Source organism: Duganella paludis (assembly GCF_054461335.1).
On sequence record NZ_CM136922.1, the window covers coordinates 4,698,290 to 4,716,109 of the forward strand.

General features: G+C 64.0%; 17 protein-coding genes. 7 read left to right on the top strand and 10 right to left on the bottom strand.

The window, feature by feature from the left end; genetic code table 11:
• Positions 1-17 precede the first annotated feature (17 nt).
• Together ACXZ1M_RS20630 and ACXZ1M_RS20635 are read right to left on the bottom strand one after the other, a co-directional pair.
• Positions 18-1,289 carry an NAD(P)/FAD-dependent oxidoreductase gene (locus ACXZ1M_RS20630; protein ID WP_459049505.1) on the bottom strand — a complete coding sequence of 424 codons (1,272 nt, stop codon included), beginning with the start codon at positions 1,287-1,289 and terminating at the stop codon, positions 18-20.
• 27 nt (positions 1,290-1,316) lie between these two features.
• Positions 1,317-2,039 (bottom strand): HAD family hydrolase, encoded by a 723-nt coding sequence (locus ACXZ1M_RS20635; protein ID WP_459049506.1) that lies wholly within the window; start codon positions 2,037-2,039, stop codon positions 1,317-1,319.
• Positions 2,040-2,135: 96 nt separating this feature from the next.
• Between ACXZ1M_RS20635 and ACXZ1M_RS20640 the strand changes: the two genes are divergently transcribed.
• The gene (locus ACXZ1M_RS20640; protein ID WP_459049507.1) at positions 2,136-3,086 is read left to right on the top strand and encodes a LysR family transcriptional regulator; all 951 of its coding nucleotides are present in this window, start codon (positions 2,136-2,138) and stop codon (positions 3,084-3,086) included.
• 101 nt (positions 3,087-3,187) lie between these two features.
• Positions 3,188-3,784 carry a LysE family translocator gene (locus tag ACXZ1M_RS20645; protein WP_459049508.1) on the top strand — a complete coding sequence of 199 codons (597 nt, stop codon included), beginning with the start codon at positions 3,188-3,190 and terminating at the stop codon, positions 3,782-3,784.
• Here ACXZ1M_RS20645 and ACXZ1M_RS20650 read toward each other — a convergent pair.
• Together ACXZ1M_RS20650 and gluQRS are read right to left on the bottom strand one after the other, a co-directional pair.
• Positions 3,781-5,268, bottom strand: coding sequence for a CYTH and CHAD domain-containing protein (locus ACXZ1M_RS20650; protein WP_459049509.1), 1,488 nt, complete (start codon positions 5,266-5,268; stop codon positions 3,781-3,783). The genes ACXZ1M_RS20645 and ACXZ1M_RS20650 overlap by 4 nt on opposite strands.
• Positions 5,269-5,310: 42 nt before the next feature.
• Complete coding sequence (gene gluQRS, locus ACXZ1M_RS20655) at positions 5,311-6,222, bottom strand: tRNA glutamyl-Q(34) synthetase GluQRS (protein ID WP_459049510.1); 912 nt, start codon at positions 6,220-6,222, stop codon at positions 5,311-5,313.
• A gap of 126 nt (positions 6,223-6,348) precedes the next feature.
• On the opposite strand from gluQRS, the gene ACXZ1M_RS20660 reads away from it, so the two are divergent.
• Complete coding sequence (locus tag ACXZ1M_RS20660; protein ID WP_459049511.1) at positions 6,349-7,974, top strand: M28 family peptidase; 1,626 nt, start codon at positions 6,349-6,351, stop codon at positions 7,972-7,974.
• Between the two features lie 12 nt (positions 7,975-7,986).
• Here the strand turns inward: ACXZ1M_RS20660 and ACXZ1M_RS20665 are convergent, their stop codons facing one another.
• Both ACXZ1M_RS20665 and ACXZ1M_RS20670 read right to left on the bottom strand, forming a co-directional pair.
• Positions 7,987-9,144 (bottom strand): MFS transporter, encoded by a 1,158-nt coding sequence (locus ACXZ1M_RS20665; RefSeq protein WP_459049512.1) that lies wholly within the window; start codon positions 9,142-9,144, stop codon positions 7,987-7,989.
• Positions 9,145-9,178: 34 nt separating this feature from the next.
• The gene (locus tag ACXZ1M_RS20670) at positions 9,179-10,186 is read right to left on the bottom strand and encodes an LLM class flavin-dependent oxidoreductase (RefSeq protein ID WP_459049513.1); all 1,008 of its coding nucleotides are present in this window, start codon (positions 10,184-10,186) and stop codon (positions 9,179-9,181) included.
• A 63-nt stretch (positions 10,187-10,249) separates the two neighbouring features.
• Between ACXZ1M_RS20670 and ACXZ1M_RS20675 the strand changes: the two genes are divergently transcribed.
• Both ACXZ1M_RS20675 and ACXZ1M_RS20680 read left to right on the top strand, forming a co-directional pair.
• Positions 10,250-11,005 carry a substrate-binding periplasmic protein gene (locus ACXZ1M_RS20675; protein WP_459049514.1) on the top strand — a complete coding sequence of 252 codons (756 nt, stop codon included), beginning with the start codon at positions 10,250-10,252 and terminating at the stop codon, positions 11,003-11,005.
• A 158-nt stretch (positions 11,006-11,163) separates the two neighbouring features.
• Positions 11,164-11,970, top strand: coding sequence for a TraB/GumN family protein (locus ACXZ1M_RS20680; protein WP_459049515.1), 807 nt, complete (start codon positions 11,164-11,166; stop codon positions 11,968-11,970).
• A 255-nt stretch (positions 11,971-12,225) separates the two neighbouring features.
• Here ACXZ1M_RS20680 and ACXZ1M_RS20685 read toward each other — a convergent pair whose 3' ends face one another.
• Together ACXZ1M_RS20685 and ACXZ1M_RS20690 are read right to left on the bottom strand one after the other, a co-directional pair.
• Positions 12,226-12,693 carry a VanZ family protein gene (locus tag ACXZ1M_RS20685; RefSeq protein WP_459049516.1) on the bottom strand — a complete coding sequence of 156 codons (468 nt, stop codon included), beginning with the start codon at positions 12,691-12,693 and terminating at the stop codon, positions 12,226-12,228.
• 214 nt (positions 12,694-12,907) lie between these two features.
• Positions 12,908-13,669 (bottom strand): SDR family NAD(P)-dependent oxidoreductase, encoded by a 762-nt coding sequence (locus ACXZ1M_RS20690; protein ID WP_459049517.1) that lies wholly within the window; start codon positions 13,667-13,669, stop codon positions 12,908-12,910.
• A 95-nt stretch (positions 13,670-13,764) separates the two neighbouring features.
• Here ACXZ1M_RS20690 and pyrF point away from each other — a divergent pair, with 95 nt between their 5' ends.
• A complete protein-coding gene (pyrF, locus tag ACXZ1M_RS20695) occupies positions 13,765-14,586 on the top strand; it encodes an orotidine-5'-phosphate decarboxylase (protein WP_459049518.1) in 822 nt (273 codons plus the stop codon).
• A gap of 93 nt (positions 14,587-14,679) precedes the next feature.
• Here the strand turns inward: pyrF and sbcB are convergent, their stop codons facing one another.
• Positions 14,680-16,122, bottom strand: coding sequence for an exodeoxyribonuclease I (gene sbcB, locus ACXZ1M_RS20700; protein WP_459049519.1), 1,443 nt, complete (start codon positions 16,120-16,122; stop codon positions 14,680-14,682).
• A gap of 62 nt (positions 16,123-16,184) precedes the next feature.
• On the opposite strand from sbcB, the gene ACXZ1M_RS20705 reads away from it, so the two are divergent.
• Positions 16,185-16,739 (top strand): DUF5610 domain-containing protein, encoded by a 555-nt coding sequence (locus ACXZ1M_RS20705; protein ID WP_459049520.1) that lies wholly within the window; start codon positions 16,185-16,187, stop codon positions 16,737-16,739.
• Here the strand turns inward: ACXZ1M_RS20705 and ACXZ1M_RS20710 are convergent.
• Complete coding sequence (locus tag ACXZ1M_RS20710) at positions 16,724-17,707, bottom strand: GGDEF domain-containing protein (protein WP_459049521.1); 984 nt, start codon at positions 17,705-17,707, stop codon at positions 16,724-16,726. The genes ACXZ1M_RS20705 and ACXZ1M_RS20710 overlap by 16 nt on opposite strands.
• Positions 17,708-17,820: the final 113 nt, after the last annotated feature.

A 17,820-nucleotide genomic window follows, 5' to 3' on the forward strand; every position in this document is an offset into this window, starting at 1 on the left:
CTTATTATAGGCCGGTTTTATCGGTGTAACCTCACCGGCGGCAGTACCCGCGCCCGCAGCCAGTCGGCCAGGGTATGCGTCAGCATCGGCACGGTGCCGTGCAGCTGCAGCAGGTGCTTCTGATACATCATCTGGTACAGCACGCGCGCCGCCGCGCCGCCGACCCGGTACCGCTTGCCGCTGACCGGGCCGGTGAGGGCGCCGACCGCCGCGTGCTGACCCAGCGAGACCAGCGAACCGTAGTCGTGATAGCGGAACTCCGGACGCGGCGTATCGTCGCGGCGGGCCAGCAGGTTGGCCAGGAACATGGCTTGCTGATGCGCCACCTGTGCGCGTGGCGGCGCCGCACCCTTGATGGGGCAAACGTAGTTGGCGCAGTCGCCCAGCGCGTAGATGCGGCTGTCATTGGCCGAACGCAGGCTGGAGTCGACCAGGATTTTCCGCAGGTGGTTGACGCTCAGACCCAGCGTGGCGCACAGCTGCGGCGCTTCCACGCCGGCCGCCCACAAGGTCAGGTCGGCCGCATGGCGCTGGCCTTCGGTGTCGGTCACCGCATCGGCGTCCACGCTAGCAACGCTGGTCGAGGTCAGTACCTCGATGCCGAGCGAGCGCAGATGGTGTGCGGCGCGCTGCGCCTGCAGCGGTTCCAGTTGCGGCAGCAGGTGCTCGCCGCGTTCGATGACGGTGATGCGGATATCCTGCTCAGGATCGAGATCGTGCACGCGGTAGGCCGCCAGCGTGCGCGCCGTGTTGCTCAGTTCCGCCGCCAGCTCGACGCCGGTGGCGCCGCCGCCGACGATCACCACGTTCACCGGAATTTTCTGTTCGCCGGCGCGGATGCAGGTGTCGAAGAAGCGCCGGCGGAAGGCTTCCGCATCGGCCACGCTGTCGAGCGTGAGCGCATGTTGCTCCGCGCCCGGCACGCCGAAGAAGTTGGTGACGGAGCCCAGCGCCAGTACCAGCTTGTCGTAGGCGATCACGCGGCAGGCGCCGTCGCCGCCGTCGCGCGGCGACAGGGTGATAGTCTGGTGCGCGCGGTCCATGCACAGCATGTCGCCCTGGACGAATTCGAAGTCGTGATCGCACGCCTGCGCGCTGAACGAAAGTTCGGTGACCTGTGGATCGCATTTGCCGGAAGCGACCGTGTGCAGCAGCGGCTTCCAGAAGTGGCCCGGCCAGCGGTCCACCAGCAGCACGCGTGCCCGCTTGCTTGCGCCCAGCGTGTCTCCAAGACGGGTGGCGAGTTCGAGCCCGCCCGCACCGCCGCCGACGATGACGATGGTTTCCATGATGCGCCTCCTGTAAGGATTGAAAAGCTATGCTGCCTGGTGTATCCCCAGCCTTGGTCCCGTTGTGGGGCGCTGCTGGTCCGGCGTGTAGGGGCTGGCCTGCAAGTCGTGCAGGGCGTCGAAGGTGATGAACTGGCGCGGACGCACCACGTCCGTGCCGTAGGGCGCGACCGAGACGGTCCACAGCCCTGCCGCCGCTGCGGCGCTCAGGGCCGGCACGGCGGTGTCGATGGCGATGGCGTGGTGGGCGTCGGCGCCGATGGCGTTGAGCGCGTGGGCATACGGCCCGGCGCCTGAGGCGCTGTCGAAACTCACGCCGCCCGCGACTACGCTGAACAAGCTGGTGACGTCGGCGCCGAAGTGGCGCTCCAGCAGGGCGGCGGTGGCCGGCGCCGGTAGGTCGGTGAGGATGCAGATCTTGCAGCCGGCGGCGCTGGCGTCTTCAATCAGCACCAGCGCGGCGGCTTGCGCCTGCGGTGGCTGCGCGAGGATGGAGTGGTGGAACTGGTGCTGCTTGTCCTCCAGCAGTTCTGCCACGCGGCGTTTGTCGCGCGACAGCGGCGGCGTGGAGACGGCCGAGCCGATGGCGTTGGCATAACCGTGGCTGGCGGCAGCGGCGCGCAGCGCCGGCAAGGTCCAGCGCAGCGACAGGCCGGCATTGGCGAAGGCCGCATTGCAGGCCGCCAGGTGTAGCGCCTCGGTGTCGAACAACACGCCGTCCAGTCCCAGGAAGATCACGTCTATGCTCATGTCGGTCTCGCTCAACGATGTCAGATGATTATCAATATAGGGGTAGAATGAACAAAAGAAAAATTAAAGATTTTGGATAATCGATAAGGATTGCTTATGTATCATGCGAGTTTTCGCCAGCTACAGTCGCTGGTATTGGTGGCGCGCCACGAGAGCGTGTCGCGCGCGGCGGACGCCATGCACCTGACGCAGCCTGCGGTATCGTTGCAAATCCGCACACTGGAGGAAATCGCAGGCATCGCGCTGACGCGCAAGGTGGGCCGCAACATCCAGCTGACGGCGGCCGGTGAGGTGATGGCGGAATTTTCCGAGCGCATCCTGCGGCTGTGGGAGCAGGCGACCGACGAACTGGCGGCGCTGCAAGGCGTCACCTCCGGTACGCTGCGCATCGGCGCGGTGACCACGGCCGAGCACTTGCTGCCGCCGATGCTGGTTCCGTTCACGCTGGAGCGGCCGGACGTGCGCCTCAAGCTCCAGGTGGGCAATCGCACGGAGATCATTCAGATGCTGGCGCGGCACGAGATCGAGCTGGCCATCATGGGCACGCCGCCGCGCGAGCTGCGCACCAATGCCGCCAAGTTCGCGCGCCATCCGATGGCCTTTGTCGCCAGTCCTTCGCACCCGCTGATGAAGAAGAAAAAGATCACGCTCAACGACGTGATGGCGGCCAACCTGCTGGTGCGCGAGCGCGGCTCCGGCACCCGCACGGCGGTGGAAAAACTACTGCGCGAGGAGGGCCACGCCGCGGAATTCGGCTCCGAAGTATCGAGCAACGAGGCGATCAAGCGCATGGTGTCGGCCGGCCTGGGCGTGGGTTTTTTGTCGGTGCACGCCTGCGGGCTGGAATTCGAAGCCGGCCTGCTGGCGACTTTGCCGGTGGCGCCGGTGGAAGCGGACTGGCACATCATGCACTTGAGCGACCATCCCATTCCGAAAGTGGCCGCAGCGTTCCAGGACTTCGTGATCGAAAACGGTCAGGACCTGATCCGCCGCGAGCTGGAAGGCTTCTACAAGCAGCTGGGCCGCAAGAGCAAGTCGTATCGGTAGATTCGCCTATACAGTGGTGGAGACTGTTTGCAAAAGTGTACTGGTACGCGCCAGTACACTTGACCGTACAATGAATGCACACTTCAACACCGGATACCGCCATGTCGCTCGAATTGCTGCTGCCACTGTGCACCTTTGCCGCCATCAGTTCCATCACGCCCGGCCCGAACAACACCATGATCCTGGCCTCGGGCCTGAATTACGGCTTCGTGCGTTCGCTGCCGCATTTGTTCGGCATCACCTGCGGTTTCACCTTCATGATTTTCGCCACCGGGCTGGGATTGCACACGGTGTTCGAGCAGGTGCCGATGCTGCAGACCATCCTCAAATACGGCGGCGCCATCTACCTGCTTTGGCTGGCGTGGAAGCTGGCGCACGCGGCGCCGATGAGTGGCGAGCAGGCCAGCCTGTCCAAGCCGATGGGCTTCTGGAGCGCGGCGGCCTTCCAGTGGATTAATCCGAAGGCGTGGGTGATGTCTTTGAGCGCGCTGACCACCTATCTGCCCGAGGGCTTCAAGGTGGCCGACGTGGCCTTGCTGGCCGGGGTATTCGGCTTGATCGGTGTCTTCTGCGTGGGCTCGTGGGCCTTGTTCGGCGTGGCGATGCGCCGCCTGCTGCAAGACCCGCGCTCGGTACGTATCTTCAACGTGGTGATGGCGCTGGCCCTGGTGGCCACGCTGTATCCGATGCTGGCCTAGTTCCTGATGCGCGGCAGCCGCAACGCATGCAGGCGGCTGCGGATCGCATCGAGGTCGGCCGGTTGCGTGGTCTGCTGCGCCAGCAGATAGCCGCGCGCGAACTGGATCGCGCCGGCGGACTGCGGATGCTGCTGCGCCAGTTCCTGCAGCAGCGTGCCCGCCACCGCCAGGTCGTTGCGCTGGCCCAGTTCTTCCTGCACGGCGGCCAGCGCTTTCAGATAGGTGTGCGTGCCCTTGTCGCGGTACAGCGAATGGAAGAACTCCAGCGCGTAGCGGGCGCGCTTGGCGGCGATGCGCGTGCGGTGGGCGCTGGCGGGATCGTCCGGCTGCATGCGGTTGGCGCGCTTCATCAGGGACTTGTGCAGCTGCTGCATGCTCTGGCGCGAGAACTGCGCGGCCGAGCCGTTCAGCAGTGCTGCCGCCTGCAGCATCCATGAACCCATGGTCAGCATCAGGTGTGTGTAGCGCGGCGACAGCAAGGCTTGCGCCGCCTCGCGCCGTTTGGCCTGCGCGGTTTCCAGCGCCAAGGCCTGCAACTCCAGCTGCGGCGTATCGATGCGCGCCAATGTCGACGACAGCATCACATCCCAGTCGCGCGCGGCGCCCAGCTCCGCGCCCAGCCAGTTGACGTCTTCCAGCAGCGCCGGCGGGCAGGGCGCGACCGCGTCGAACAGCTTGAGCGCGGAACGCAGGCGGCGCACGCCGACGCGCATCTGGTGCAGCGTTTCGGGGTCTTGTCCCTCGACCACCGCCACTTCGTTGTGCTGGATGTGTTCCAGGCAGTTACCGAGGATGGCCGGCAGCGCATCGGCCAGCGTGGCGTCAGCATCGAGCGTGACGGCCTGCGCGCGATACGGCGCGTGGCCGGTTTCGCGCACCAGCATGTAGCCGCGCTGCGCCTTGTTGATGTTGCTGAGGCGGAGGGGAATGTCTTCCAGCAGCTGCAGCGCAAACGCGTACAGGCCGGCGGGATCGCCTTCTTTCAGTTCCAGCTCGATTTCGTTGACCGGCACCTTGTGCCCCTTGCGCTCGATATGGCCGATGTCGAGCGCTACTTCGATGCGGTTGCCGCCGGTTTCAATTTCCCACAGATGACGTTCGACGTCGACCAGGAACAGCGGCTCCAGGCGGTCTTTCAGATCCGGCAGATCGAGTAGCGCCAGCCATTCCTGGTCGTCCTCTTCGTCGCCGATCAGCTTGCGCAGCCTGGCCAGGCGCGGCCAACTGCGGTCGACCGGGCCTTCCCACTCGTTGCGGCGATGTAGGCCGCTTTGTACGCTGCCACCGGCTTTCATGGTTTGCGTCCAGACGCCGTCCACCTTGCGCACGCGCAGGCCGGCGCCATGGCGCATCAGGTGCAGGTCCGGCGTATCGAAGTAGCGCGCCGCCAACTGCTGTACGCGCACCGGCGCGTCGAGCAGCGGGTGCTGCAGCAGCTTGTCGTTGTCTTCGGGCGCGAGCAGGAGTTTGAGTTCGATTTCCATCACGTCAGTGTAGAGAAAAACGCGGCGCTGCGGCGCACGGCCTCAGTTCCCGCGCGGCAGGGTCTGTAGCAGTTGCGCCCATGCAGGAACGGCAGCGCGCCAGAAGGCATCGATAGTTTCCGCCTGCACATCCAGTCCGAGGAAACGAGCGGCCGGCAGCAGGGCGCTGCGCAACAGCTGCTGCGGGTCGCCGCCGTCGTCGAAGGCGATGGCGCCGTTTTGCTTGGACAACTTGTCGCCCACTTCGTTGAGCACCACCGGCACATGCAGATAGGTCGGTTGCGGCAGGCCGAGCGCCTGCTGCAGATACAGCTGGCGCGGCGTGGAGTCGATCAGGTCGACGCCGCGCACGATGTCGGTGACGCCCTGGGCGCCATCGTCCACCACCACCGCCAGTTGATAGGCCCAGAAGCCGTCGGCGCGCAGGATGACGAAGTCGCCCGCCTCGGCGGTGATGTCCTGGCTGTAGTGGCCGAACCAGCGGTCCTCGAAGGACATCACGCAGTGCGGCGCCTGCGGCACCTTCAGGCGCAATGCGCGGCCCACCTTGCCGGCGGCCAGGCCGTTGCGGCAGGTGCCGGGATAAACCGGAGTCTGGTTCGGGCCGACGGCTTGGTTGATTTGCGAATCGGCGATTTCGCGGCGCGAGCAGCCGCATGGATAGACCAGCTGGCCCAGCTGCTCCACCGCCTGCTGGTACAAGGCGTAGCGTTGCGTTTGCCAGGTGACTTCGCCATCCCAGGCCATGCCGCAGCGTTGCAGCGAAGCCAGGATGTGCTGGTCGGCGCCGGCCACGTTGCGGCCGACGTCGACGTCCTCGATGCGCACCAGCCACTGGCCGTCATGCGCCTTGGCGTCCAGGTAGCTGGCCATGGCCGCCACCAGCGAGCCGATGTGCAAAGGGCCGGTGGGCGATGGGGCGAAGCGGCCGATGTAGGGTGGGCGGTCAGTCATGACCGTCATTTTAACGCGGCGGCGGCATGCTGCGCTGCGCAATGGACGGCGGCCAGCGGCCAGGGCAGATCGCATACAATGTTCGCGCGGAAAAACCGCATCGACCACACTACGCTTCAGGACATCATGCAAAAAATGACGAAATCCTTAGTTGCCTCCGCGCTGGCCATGAGCTTTGCGCTGGCATTCCCGGCCCATGCAGACGCGGGCAAGACCGCCGTTGTGCAGGAAGCGCCGCTGCGCGCCCACCTGGCCTTCCTCGCCAGCGACCTGCTGGAAGGACGCGGCACCGGCCAGCGCGGCGGCGACCTGACTGTTGCCTACCTGGAAGCGCAAGCGATGGCGCTGGGCCTCAAGCCGGGCAATGGCGACAGCTTCCGTCAGGCGGTGCAGATCGCCGGCGTGAAGACCCAGCCGGCCGAGAGCACGCTGAAGCTGGAAGCGGGCGGCAAGGCGCTGGATATCGCGTTCGGCAAGGATTGGGTGTTTGCGCCGGGCGATGCGACCGCCGCGCACAATTTCAATGCGGACCTGGTGTTCGTGGGCTACGGCATCGACGCGCCGGATGAGCAGTGGAACGACTTCAAGGGCGTGGACCTGAAGGGCAAGATTCTGGTCATGATGGTCAACGACCCGCAGCCGACCGCCGAGCAGCCGAACCGCTTCAACGGCAAGGGCCTGACCTACTACGGCCGCTGGACCTACAAGTTTGAATCGGCCAAGCGCCAGGGCGCGGCCGGCGTGCTGCTGATCCACACCACGCCGACGGCGTCGTATGGCTGGAGCGTGATCCAGAACAGCTGGTCGGGCGTGGAGCGCTTCCAACTGGCGGCGGGCACGCTGGGCACCGAGCTGCAAGGCTGGATCACCGACGACACGGCACGCGCCTTGTTCAGCGCGGCAGGCCAGGATCTGGATGCGCTGCGCGCGGCAGCCGAGAAGAAGGATTTCAAGCCGGTGCCGCTGGCCGCCAAGTTGAATGGCGAGATGAAGGCCGCCGTGCGCAAGGTGGAACAGTTCAACGTGGCGGCGGTGGTGCCGGGCACCGATCCCAAGCTGAAGGATGAAGTGGTGATCTACAGTGCGCACTGGGATCACCTCGGCAAGCAGGGCGATACCGGAGACACGATATTCAACGGCGCGGTGGACAATGCGTCGGGTTCGGCGGCCCTTCTGGCGATGGCGCAGCAGGCCAAGCTGGCGCCGGCCAAGCGCAGCCAGATGTTCCTGTGGGTAGCGGCCGAAGAACAGGGTTTGCTGGGCAGCGCGGCGTATGCCTCGTCGCCGTTGTGGCCGATGGCGAAGACGGCGGCCAACCTGAATCTGGACAGCCTGAATTTCGTCGGCGCCACGCGCGACATCGGCACGCAAGGCAGCGAGCGCACCGAGCTGGGCAAGCTGGCCGAGACGGCGGCGAAAGAAATGGGCATGAAGATCGCACCGGCCAAGCCGGACCTGGCGGGTGGATACTTCCGTAGCGATCACTTCAACTTTGCCAAGAACGGCGTGCCGGCGTTTTCGATTTCATCGGGCCGTGATTACATCAAGGACCCGGCGGCGGCCAAGGTGAAGGCGGAGGCCTATGGTCCGCGCTACCACCAGGCCGGCGATGAGTACGATCCGAGCTGGGATCTGTCGGGCATGGTGCAGACGGCGCAATACACGCTGAACCTGGGCCGCCTGATCGCCAACGGCGCCAAGCTGCCCGAGTGGAAGGCGGGGGATGCGTTCGCGGTCCCGCGCAACAAGTAAGGTTGTTGCCGCTTAACCCCGCAGTTTGCGGGGTTCGGTGGCGAAGATACACAGGGCGATCAGCGGAAACGCGAGCCCTGTCCACAGCACCCCCGTCCACCCGTGCGCGGCAAACATCCAGCCGCCCAGCGATGAACCTATCGCGCCTCCCATGAAGAACAAGGCCATGTACAGGCCGTTCAGCCTGCTGCGGATTTCTGCCGGCAAGGCGAAGATCGCGCGCTGGCCCGTCACCAGGTTGGCCGATACGCCCATGTCCAAGATAATCGAGGTCGCCACCAGCACGCCCAGGTCCACCAGCCGGCTGCCGTGGATGGACAGCGGCATGATGAAGGCCAACGCACCCAGCAGCAGCGCCGCCAGCGTGGTCGAACGGCTCTTGCCCTGGTCCGCGCGATGCCCGGCGATTGGCGAGGCGATCGCTCCCGCCACACCCACCAGTGCGAAGATCGCCACGCCGGTCTGGCTGATCTGGAAATACGGCCCGGTCAGCTCCAGCGACACGCAGGTCCAGAACAGGCTGAACGCGCCGAACATGCAAGCCTGGTAGGCCGCGCGCCGGCGCAGGATGGGCGTGGTTTTCAACAGATGCCACATCGAAGCCAGCAAGGCGAAGTAGTGCATGCCGCCTTGCGGCTGGCGCTGCGGCAGCTTGGCGCGCAGCAGGAAGGCCAGCGCCGCCGTCGTGACGGCCGACAGCACGAAGATGGCGTGCCATCCGAACGCATCCGCCACCACGCTCGATACCGGCCGCGCCAGCATGATGCCCATCAGCAGGCCGCTCATGACCTTGCCCACCGTCTTGCCGCGCGTTTCCGGATTCGACAGGTGGGCGGCGAACGGCACCACAATCTGCGCCGCCACCGAACCGAGCCCGATGCACAGCGCGGCAAACAGGAACAGCTTGGCGCTGCTGGTGACCGAGGCGGCCAGCAAGGCCAGCGCCGTGGTCAGCAGGGCGATGAAGATCAGGCGCCGGTTTTCCAGCAAATCCCCCAGCGGCACGATGAACAGCAGGCCGATGCAATAACCGATCTGCGTCAGTGTCACGATCAGCCCGGCCGCGCCGGGATCGAGCCCCGTGGCTTTGCTGATCGGGCCGATCAGGGTTTGCGCGTAGTAGAGGTTGGCGACGATCAGGCCGGTGGCAATGGCGAACAGCCAGACCATGCCTGGCGAAATATCCTTCTTTGACGCCCCCACCTTACAGCCCCGCTTGCGCGCGCACCAGCGACTGGCGGACTTCGGCGGTGATTTCGTAGGAGCGCAGGCGCTGCGCGTGGTCGTAGATTTGCGAGGTGACCATCAGCTCGTCGGCGCCGGTGCGGGCGATGAATTCCTGAAGCTGGCGGCTGACGGTGTCGGCCGCACCGATGGCGGTGCAGGACAGCACCGAATCCAACATGGCGCGCTCCGGCAGGCCCAGCGATTCCAGGTAGCCGGCCTTGGGCGGTAGCAGTTGCGAAGGGCGGCCGGTGCGCAGGTTGACGAAGGCTTGCTGCATGGAGGTGGCGCGGAAATGCGCTTCCTCGTCGCTGTCGGCCGCAAACACGTTGAAGCCGAGCATGACGTAAGGCTTGCTCAGCTGCGCCGACGGCTGGAAGTTGGCGCGGTACAGCGACAGCGCCTGTAACATCATCTGCGGCGCGAAGTGCGAGGCGAACGCGAACGGCAGGCCCAGGTGCGCGGCCAGTTGCGCGCCGAAGGTGCTCGAACCAAGTATCCACAGCGGCACCTTGGCGCCTTTGCCGGGCACGGCCAGCACGCGCTGGCGTGGGCTGTCGGACATGTAGTCCTGCAATTCCAGCACGTCCTGCGGGAAGGCGTCGGCGTCGCTCTCCAGGTTGCGGCGCAGGGCGCGCGCGGTGGTCTGGTCGGAACCGGGCGCGCGGCCCAGGCCGAGGTCGATACGGCCGGGGAACAGCGCTTCCAGCGTGCCGAACTGCTCGGCGATCACCAGTGGCGAATGGTTCGGCAGCATAATGCCGCCGGCACCCACGCGGATGGTGCTGGTGCCGCCGGCGACGTGGGCCATCACGACCGCCGTCGCCGCACTGGCGATGCCCGGCATGCCGTGGTGCTCGGCCAGCCAGTAGCGCTGGTAGCCCCAGCGCTCGCCGTGCTGCGCCAGGTCCAGCGTGTTGCGGAACGAGGTGGACGGATCGCTGCCTTCGGCGATGAGGGAGAGGTCAAGTATGGAAAATGGGGTCATGTCGCTATCTAATCTGTAGTGGTCTGCAAGCCCATTGAAAGGGTATGGGTATAATCTTTCGAAATGGATCGACAAGCATACACAGATTGGATCAAGCGTGCAGGCGGGGCGCTGGTTTTGGCCCTGACGGGATTGCAAGCTGCCGCAGCGCCGCCGCTGGTGGTGCTCGTCGATACCGGCACCGAAATGCCGATGGCCGGGTTTCGCGATGGCCGGCTGGCCGAGGGCTTCCACAAGGACCTGGGCGCGGCGCTGGCGGCCAGGCTGGGCCGTGAGGCGGATTTCCTGCTGCTGCCGCGCAAGCGCATCGCCATGGCGCTGGAAGCGGGGCAGGCCGACGTACTCTGCCTGTATCTGCCGCCTTGGCTGCCGGGCAAATTCCAGTGGACGCGCGGCTTTTTCCCGGTGTCCGAAGTGGTGGTCACCGATACCTCGGTGGCGCAACCGCATAATCTCCGCGATTTAAATGGCAAGCCGGTGGCAACAGTATTGGGTTATTACTATCCCGAATTGGAAAAAGCCATGGGCGATGGTTTTGTCCGTGATGATGGTCATTCGTCATCGGGTAATCTGCGCAAAATGGCGGCCGGGCGTTTGCATCATGCTATTACCCAGCAAAGCACGCTTGATTATTATCTCAAGGTTGGCGAGAAACTATCGTTATATCCGCCTTTGGTGGTAAAACATTACAAGGCCCAGTGCGCCGTCTCGCCGCAGGGGAGCGTGAGTGTCAATGAAGTTAATAAGGCAATAGAACAGATCGTAAAAGACGGAAGTGTGAGCAAAATAATCAGTAATTATCAAACTCGCCTTAAATAATGTTTTATTTTGCCGACGGTTTTTAAAAATAGTTTATTCCGGCCCATAGTCATGATTTACCATTGGAAACTCCAATGTAAATACCTGATGCAATGGCCCGCTCAATTCTCCTCGCTTTGTTACTGGCTTGCTGCCAGTCCGTTTTTGCCGCCGGCCAGTTGTACCGGGTTACCCACGAGGGCAATACCAGTTACTTGTACGGCACCGTGCACGTCGGCCGCGACGGCACCTATCCGCTCAACGAAGTCGCCACGCGCGCGCTGCTTGACTCCAAGGCGCTGGTGATCGAGCTCGACATCCGTGAGGACAAGGCGTTCCAGATCGCGCTGGCGCGCCACGCCCGCTATCCGGAGGGCGACACCATCCAGCGCCATCTGACGCCGCAAACCTTCCAGCAACTGACGCAGGCGCTCACGCGCGCCGGCATTTCGCTGGCCTCGGTGCAGCAGTACAAACCGTGGCTGCTCGCCAACCTGCTGGTGGGCGCCGAGCTGACTCAGCACGGCTACCAGCGCAGCCAGGCGGTGGAGTACGCGCTGCTGGCCGCCGCGCAAAAACAGGACAAGACGGTGCGCGAACTGGAAAGCGCCGATTACCAACTGGGCCTGTTCGACAGCCTGGATGAACACCAGCAGGAGAAATACCTGCTGGAGAACCTGGCGGCGCTGGCCGATGGCGATGCGTTGAAAAAATCGCAGGCGCTGATCGAAGCCTGGCGTGTCGGCGACGGCGCCGGCATCAACGCCGCCTGGCAATCCGCCACCAGCGGCGACAGCGTTTCCGCCGGCTTCATGAGCCGCGTGCTGCTGGGCAAGCGCAATCCGGAGATGGCGGCCAATATCGAACGCATCATGCAGCAGGACCGGACCGCCTTCGTTGGCGTCGGCATGCTGCATCTGGTGGGCGACGATGGTCTGCCGCAATTGCTCAAGCGGCGCGGCTACCAGGTCGAGCAACTGGACTGAAGGCGGAGTCCAATGTTGATGTACATCAATTGAAAGATGCTAGCGAGGAGCAATAATTGATCGGTATCACTTTTAAGGACACCGATATGTTGACACGCGTGACAGACACTATGATCGAAGAGTTAATTGATGCCACTTGCAGCGACACCCGCAGCCGGCACTTTTACCTTCACGCCTTGCATGCCCTGGTTCGCGTGGCCAGGGCCGAGCAGCTCCAGGAAATGCGGCGCGACGTGAGGCGGGCGACTGATCCCGTCAGTTTGCCGGAAGGATGCGATACCGGCTCCATAGAGCCCACATGAACGCCGAGGCCAGCACGGCGGCGTTGCAATCCACCAGCCAATCCGACACCGCGCCATGACGGTAAGGGAAGAAACTTTGCACATACTCGTCCAGCGCGCCCATCAGCGCGATGGTCAGCACGGCCTTGGCCGCGCGTTGCGCCAGGCTGCCGGTGCTGCCGGTGAAAATCAGGAAGGCCAGGCCGGCGTAGGCGATCGAATGCAATATGACGCCGGTGGCGACTTCGCCGATGTCCTTGCGCGCCCCCGGTATCGAGCCCAGCACCAGTATCAGTAGATACAGCACGATGGCGGTCCAGTAGCGCAGGCGGGCGTGGGCGGAGGTGAGGAGGAGTAGTTTCAGCATGAGGCAGACGATACCACGCACGGCCTGTAAACGGGAGCGGCGCACCGGTTCCCGGCGCGCCTTGTCTTCAGTCATGCCTATCGGTTGCATGTACTTAAGATGTAGCCAGTATAGGCAGCGTTTGTTACGCTGTTATGACAGCGCGCAAAAAAAAAGCCCGCTAACTGGAGCGGGCTTAAAACTATTTTCTTGGAGGAGAATAGTGGAGACAGATGCATTATGCTGCGTCGCCAGATATGTGTCTAATTGTTCTTTCAGATACCAGACATCAGGCTAGCGCATATCTCTCTCAATTGACGGGGACGGTGTAGTTCAGCGCCAGGCGGCCGCCGTCGACGTACAGGGTCTGGCCGGTCATGTAGCTGGCATCGTCGCTGGCGAGGAAGGCGGCGATCGACGCCACTTCCTCCGGCTCGCCGCAGCGGCCCATCGGCGTGCGCGACAGAATGGTGTGGCGCGCTTCCGGGCTGGCCATCACGGCCTGCTTGGCCAGTTCGGTCAGGATGGTGCCGGGGCCGATGCCGTTCACGCGGATGCCGTGCGACACCAGGTTCAGCGACATCACCTTGGTCAGCTGGTTGATGGCGCCCTTGGAGACCACGTAAGGTACCTGGTTCGGGATGGCCAGCTCGGCGTTCACGCTCGACATATTGATGATGGAACCGCTCTGCTGCTTGACCATCACGCGCGCCACGGCCTGGCCGCACAGGAACATGGACTTCAGGTTGATGCGCATCACGCGGTCGAAATCCTCCTCGCAAACGTCGAGGAAGTTGGCGGCGTGGGTGACGCCGGCGTTGTTGATCAGGATATCGACGCGGCCGAAGGCGGCCAGGGTAGCGGCCAGCATGGCGTCGACGTCGGCCTTCTGGCTGACGTCGGCGGCGAAGAAGCGGGCGTTCTCGCCCAGCGCGGTGGCGGCTGCGGCGCCTTCCGGCTTGATGTCCACCAGCATGACCTTGGCGCCTTCGGCGATCATGCGCTGGGCGCAGGCCAGGCCGATGCCTTGGGTGGCGCCGGTCACGATCGCGACTTTTTGGGATAATTTCATGGGAATGAGCTTTCTGAGATGGCGATCCCAAATTTTAACAGGCCCCTGCGGGCGGGTTACAATAGAGGGTTTGCAATATTCTTTAGGGGGCCGCCGTGACTTTTATCAACAAATTATCCGCCGCCTGGACGGCCAACGACTCCCTGTTATGCGTCGGCCTGGACCCGGACCTGGGCAAGCTGCCGTCCCAGTTCCAGAACGACCCGCAAGGCATTTATCACTTCTGCCGCGAGATCATCGACGCGACCGCCGACCTGGCGTGCTCGTTCAAGCCGCAGATCGCCTACTTCGCCGCATTGAGCGCGGAAGACCAGTTGCAGCAGATCTGCGACTACGTGCGCGCGAACTATCCGCACATCCCGCTGATCCTGGACGCCAAGCGCGGCGACATCGGCGCCACCGCGCGCCAGTACGCGCGTGAAGCCTACGACCGCTACGGTGCGGATGCGGTGACGGTGAACCCGTACATGGGCTTCGACTCGGTCGAGCCCTACATGGAGTGGGCCGATCGCGGCGTGATCATTCTGTGCCGCACCTCGAACGCGGGTGGCTCGGATCTGCAATTCCTGGACGTGGGCGGCAAGCCGTTGTATCAGCACGTGGCGCGTCTGGTGGCGGAGAAGTGGAATGCCAACGGCCAATGCGCGCTGGTGGTGGGCGCCACCTTCCCGGAGGAACTGGCGCAGGTGCGTGCGATTGTGGGCGACATGCCGCTGCTGGTGCCGGGCATCGGCGCGCAGGGCGGGGACATTGCGGCGACGGTGAAATCGGGCCGCACGGCGAACGGTGCGGGGATGATGATCAACTCGTCGCGCGCGATTTTGTACGCGACCCCAACGGCGGGGGAAGATTTCGCGATGGCGGCGCGGCGCGTCGCGTTGGAAACCCGGGACGCAATCAACCAGTATCGCGTCTAAAATCCGGGGTCAGGTCCTCCATTGCTACACGAGCTCAGCCCTAGCGAACGCTAGGGCTGAGCTCGTGTAGCAATGGAGGACCTGACCCCGGATTTACTGAGCTGGGGCCACCAGCTCAGCGTACTCGTAGAGGTCGGCCAGGATTTGCTCCGCGCGTTCGTCAGCGTGCTGCTGCAATTCGTCGATCTGCGCGAAGAAGTCGTCGATGGTGCGGGCGCCGCCTTCGCCTTCATAAAAGCGCGCCGCGCGGTGCTGTTCCCAGTGCTCCATCTCGCTTTCCGACAGCGTTTCCGGGAAGTTGCGGGCGCGGTAGCGGAACAGCAGCTCGCCCAGGCGCGCGTCGCTGAACGACGGCGATGCCACCGCCAGCCGCGCCGGCGATTCGCGCCGCAGGCTGTCCAGCAGGCGACGATCATCCTTGCTGATGAAGCCGTTGTACAGGTCCTCGTCCACATCCAGCGCCGCCGCCGCCGGACGATGGAAAACTTCTTCCCATACCGCCGCCAGATCGCGCCCGGCCGCAGCCAGCGCCGCGTGGGCCTTGCCTTGTTCCAGGTCGATGCCCCATTTGGCCGCCATCGCCGGCGACAAGGTCTTCAGGTTCGAGACCAGCATCGGCGATTTGTTCAGGTGGATGCTCTTGATCGGCAGCCGCGTCACGCCCTCGGGCAGCGCGTCGCTGCGCGTGAAGATGCGCATGCGGATGGTGTCCGCATCCAGCGTGAACAGCTCGCTCGGGTCGTAGGTGCAATCCCAGACGATGATTTCATTCTTGTTGGTCGGATGTCCGCCCAGCGGGTAGACCAGCGCCATGCAGCCGCGCTCGGCCGGGAACATGCCGGTCACGTGCAGGAAGGGCTGGCGCAAGGCCGGCGCCAGGTGCATGCCGATTTCGTCGGCCACGCGGTCCTTCTTGTGCAGCGCGAAGCAGAAGTCGAACAGTTTCGGCTGGTGCTGCTTGATCAGCCGCGCCAGCGCGATCGTCGCGCGCACGTCCGACAGCGCATCGTGCGCCGATTCGTGCAGCAGGCCGTTGGCCTTGGCCAGGTCCTCCAGGCGGAAGCTGGGCTTGCCGTCTTCCTTGGTCGGCCACTGGATGCCGTCCGGGCGCAGCGCGTAGGTCATGCGCACCACGTCCAGCAAATCCCAACGGCCGCACTGGTTTTGCCATTCGCGCGCATACGGGTCGATCAGGTTGCGCCAGAACATGAAGCGGGTGATTTCGTCGTCGAAACGGATGGTGTTGTAGCCGACGCCGATGGTGGCCGGCTGCGAGAACGCCTGCTCGATGGTGGCGGCGAACTGGTGCTCGGGCACGCCCCATTCCAGGCATTGCTGCGGCGTAATGCCGGTGATCAGGCACGATTGCGGGTCCGGCAGGAAGTCATTGGCCGGCTTGCAATACAGCATGATCGGGTCGCCGATTTCGTTGAGGTCGGCGTCGGTGCGGATCGCGGCGAATTGCGCCGGGCGATCGCGGCGCGTGACGGCGCCAAAGGTTTCGTAGTCGTGCCAGAGAAAGGTCTGATTGGTCATAGGTGCTACAGTTATTTTAAATTCTGCCGATAATTCAGGCATGTTCATCGAGGAGCAACATCATGGCCACTCCAGTATCGCTTACGTCGGGCAATGCCGCCGCCCCGGTCCAGGGCAAGGACGAGCGGCCGATGTCCGCCGTCGCCAAGGCCAAGGCCGACTTAAACGTGTCTATCGTACAAGCTTCCCTGACGGTATCGCTAAATTCTTCCAACGAGCCGCTGTCGGTGGTGCTGAAAACCGCGCTGACCGGCATCAATGAAGAGCTTAAGGCCGACTTTGGCGACAACGCGATCCAGAATGCCGTGTCGCAGGATAATACGCCCGAGGGCACCGCGAGCCGCATTGTATCGTTGTCCACCGCTTTTTACGAAGCCTACAAGCAGCAGCACGCCGGCGAGGATGAGAGCGAGGTGCTCGACAATTTCGTCAATACGCTCAAAAAAGGCGTGGACCAGGGCTTCAAGGAGGCGCGCCAGGTGCTGGACGGCCTGAAAGTGCTGAACGGCGATATCGCCAGCAACATCGACAAGACCTACGACCTGGTGCAGCAGGGCTACGCCGATTTCATCAGCGCCCACCAATCCAAGCCGCAGGAAGCTCAGGCGGCGACCTGATTCCTGCCAAGTTCCTTGGCACGGTAGAGCGCGGCGTCGGCAAGGGCGATCAGTTCCTGCTCGCTTTGCTGCGGCTGCAGGATGGCCACGCCGAACGAGGCCGTAATATGGGGAAGCGGCCGCTGTATGCCGCCTACGCGTACGTCCGCAAACACCTTGGCCTGGCGCATGCGTTCGCATAGCCGCTCGGCCACCGACACCGCGACCTTGGCGTTGGTGTCCGGCAGTAGCACCATCATTTCCTCGCCGCCGTAACGTACGGCAAAGTCGGTCGGGCGCAGCGCGCCGCTGAGCACTTGCGCGGCCGTGCGCAGGGCTTCGTCGCCGGCCTGGTGACCGTGGCTGTCGTTGAATTTCTTGAAGTGGTCCAGATCGATCATGATCAACGCCAGCGGCGCGTTCGAGCCGTGCGCCGTCGCCACCATGGTCGGCAGCAGGTCGTTCAGCCAGGCGCGGTTGTACAAGCCCGTCAGGCCGTCGATCATCGACAGCTGGCGATAGAACTCGCCCAGCTTCTGGCGCCGCCGCAGCTGTGCATTGGCGGCGCGGATGCGGAACGACAGCAGGCGCAGCAGGTTGCGCGCCAGCACGTTCGATTCATCGATCAACTGCCACACCAGATCGGCCTCGATCACCAGCACTTCGCTTTGTTCGAGCGCGGTGATGTGGGCCAGGTTGGTTTCCTCGTCCAGCACCGATTGCTCGCCCACGCTTTCGCCCGGCAGGATCTTGCTGATCGTGCCGTCGGCCATGCCGGTGCGGGTGTCGTTGGTGACCGACAGCGCGCCACGCAGCAGGATGTACAGCCGCGCGCGGCCCGATTCGGCCACCGCTTCGTCCGGCGCCAGCTGCATGATGGGGCAGTGCGCCAGCATTTTGGCGACCGCGGCGTCATCGTCGGAGTTGCGCAGCAGTTGCAGGTCGCTGACCCGGTAGTTCGAAGAGCCGAATGTGCTGATGTGTTTCAAGGCGTTCTTTCAGGATGCCAAAAGGCAATCAATCGTGGCTACAATCATAGCTGAAAGGATGTTGGCAGGTCACGCTTTGTACTGGACGGGAAGTGTAAATTTTCCACAGCTTG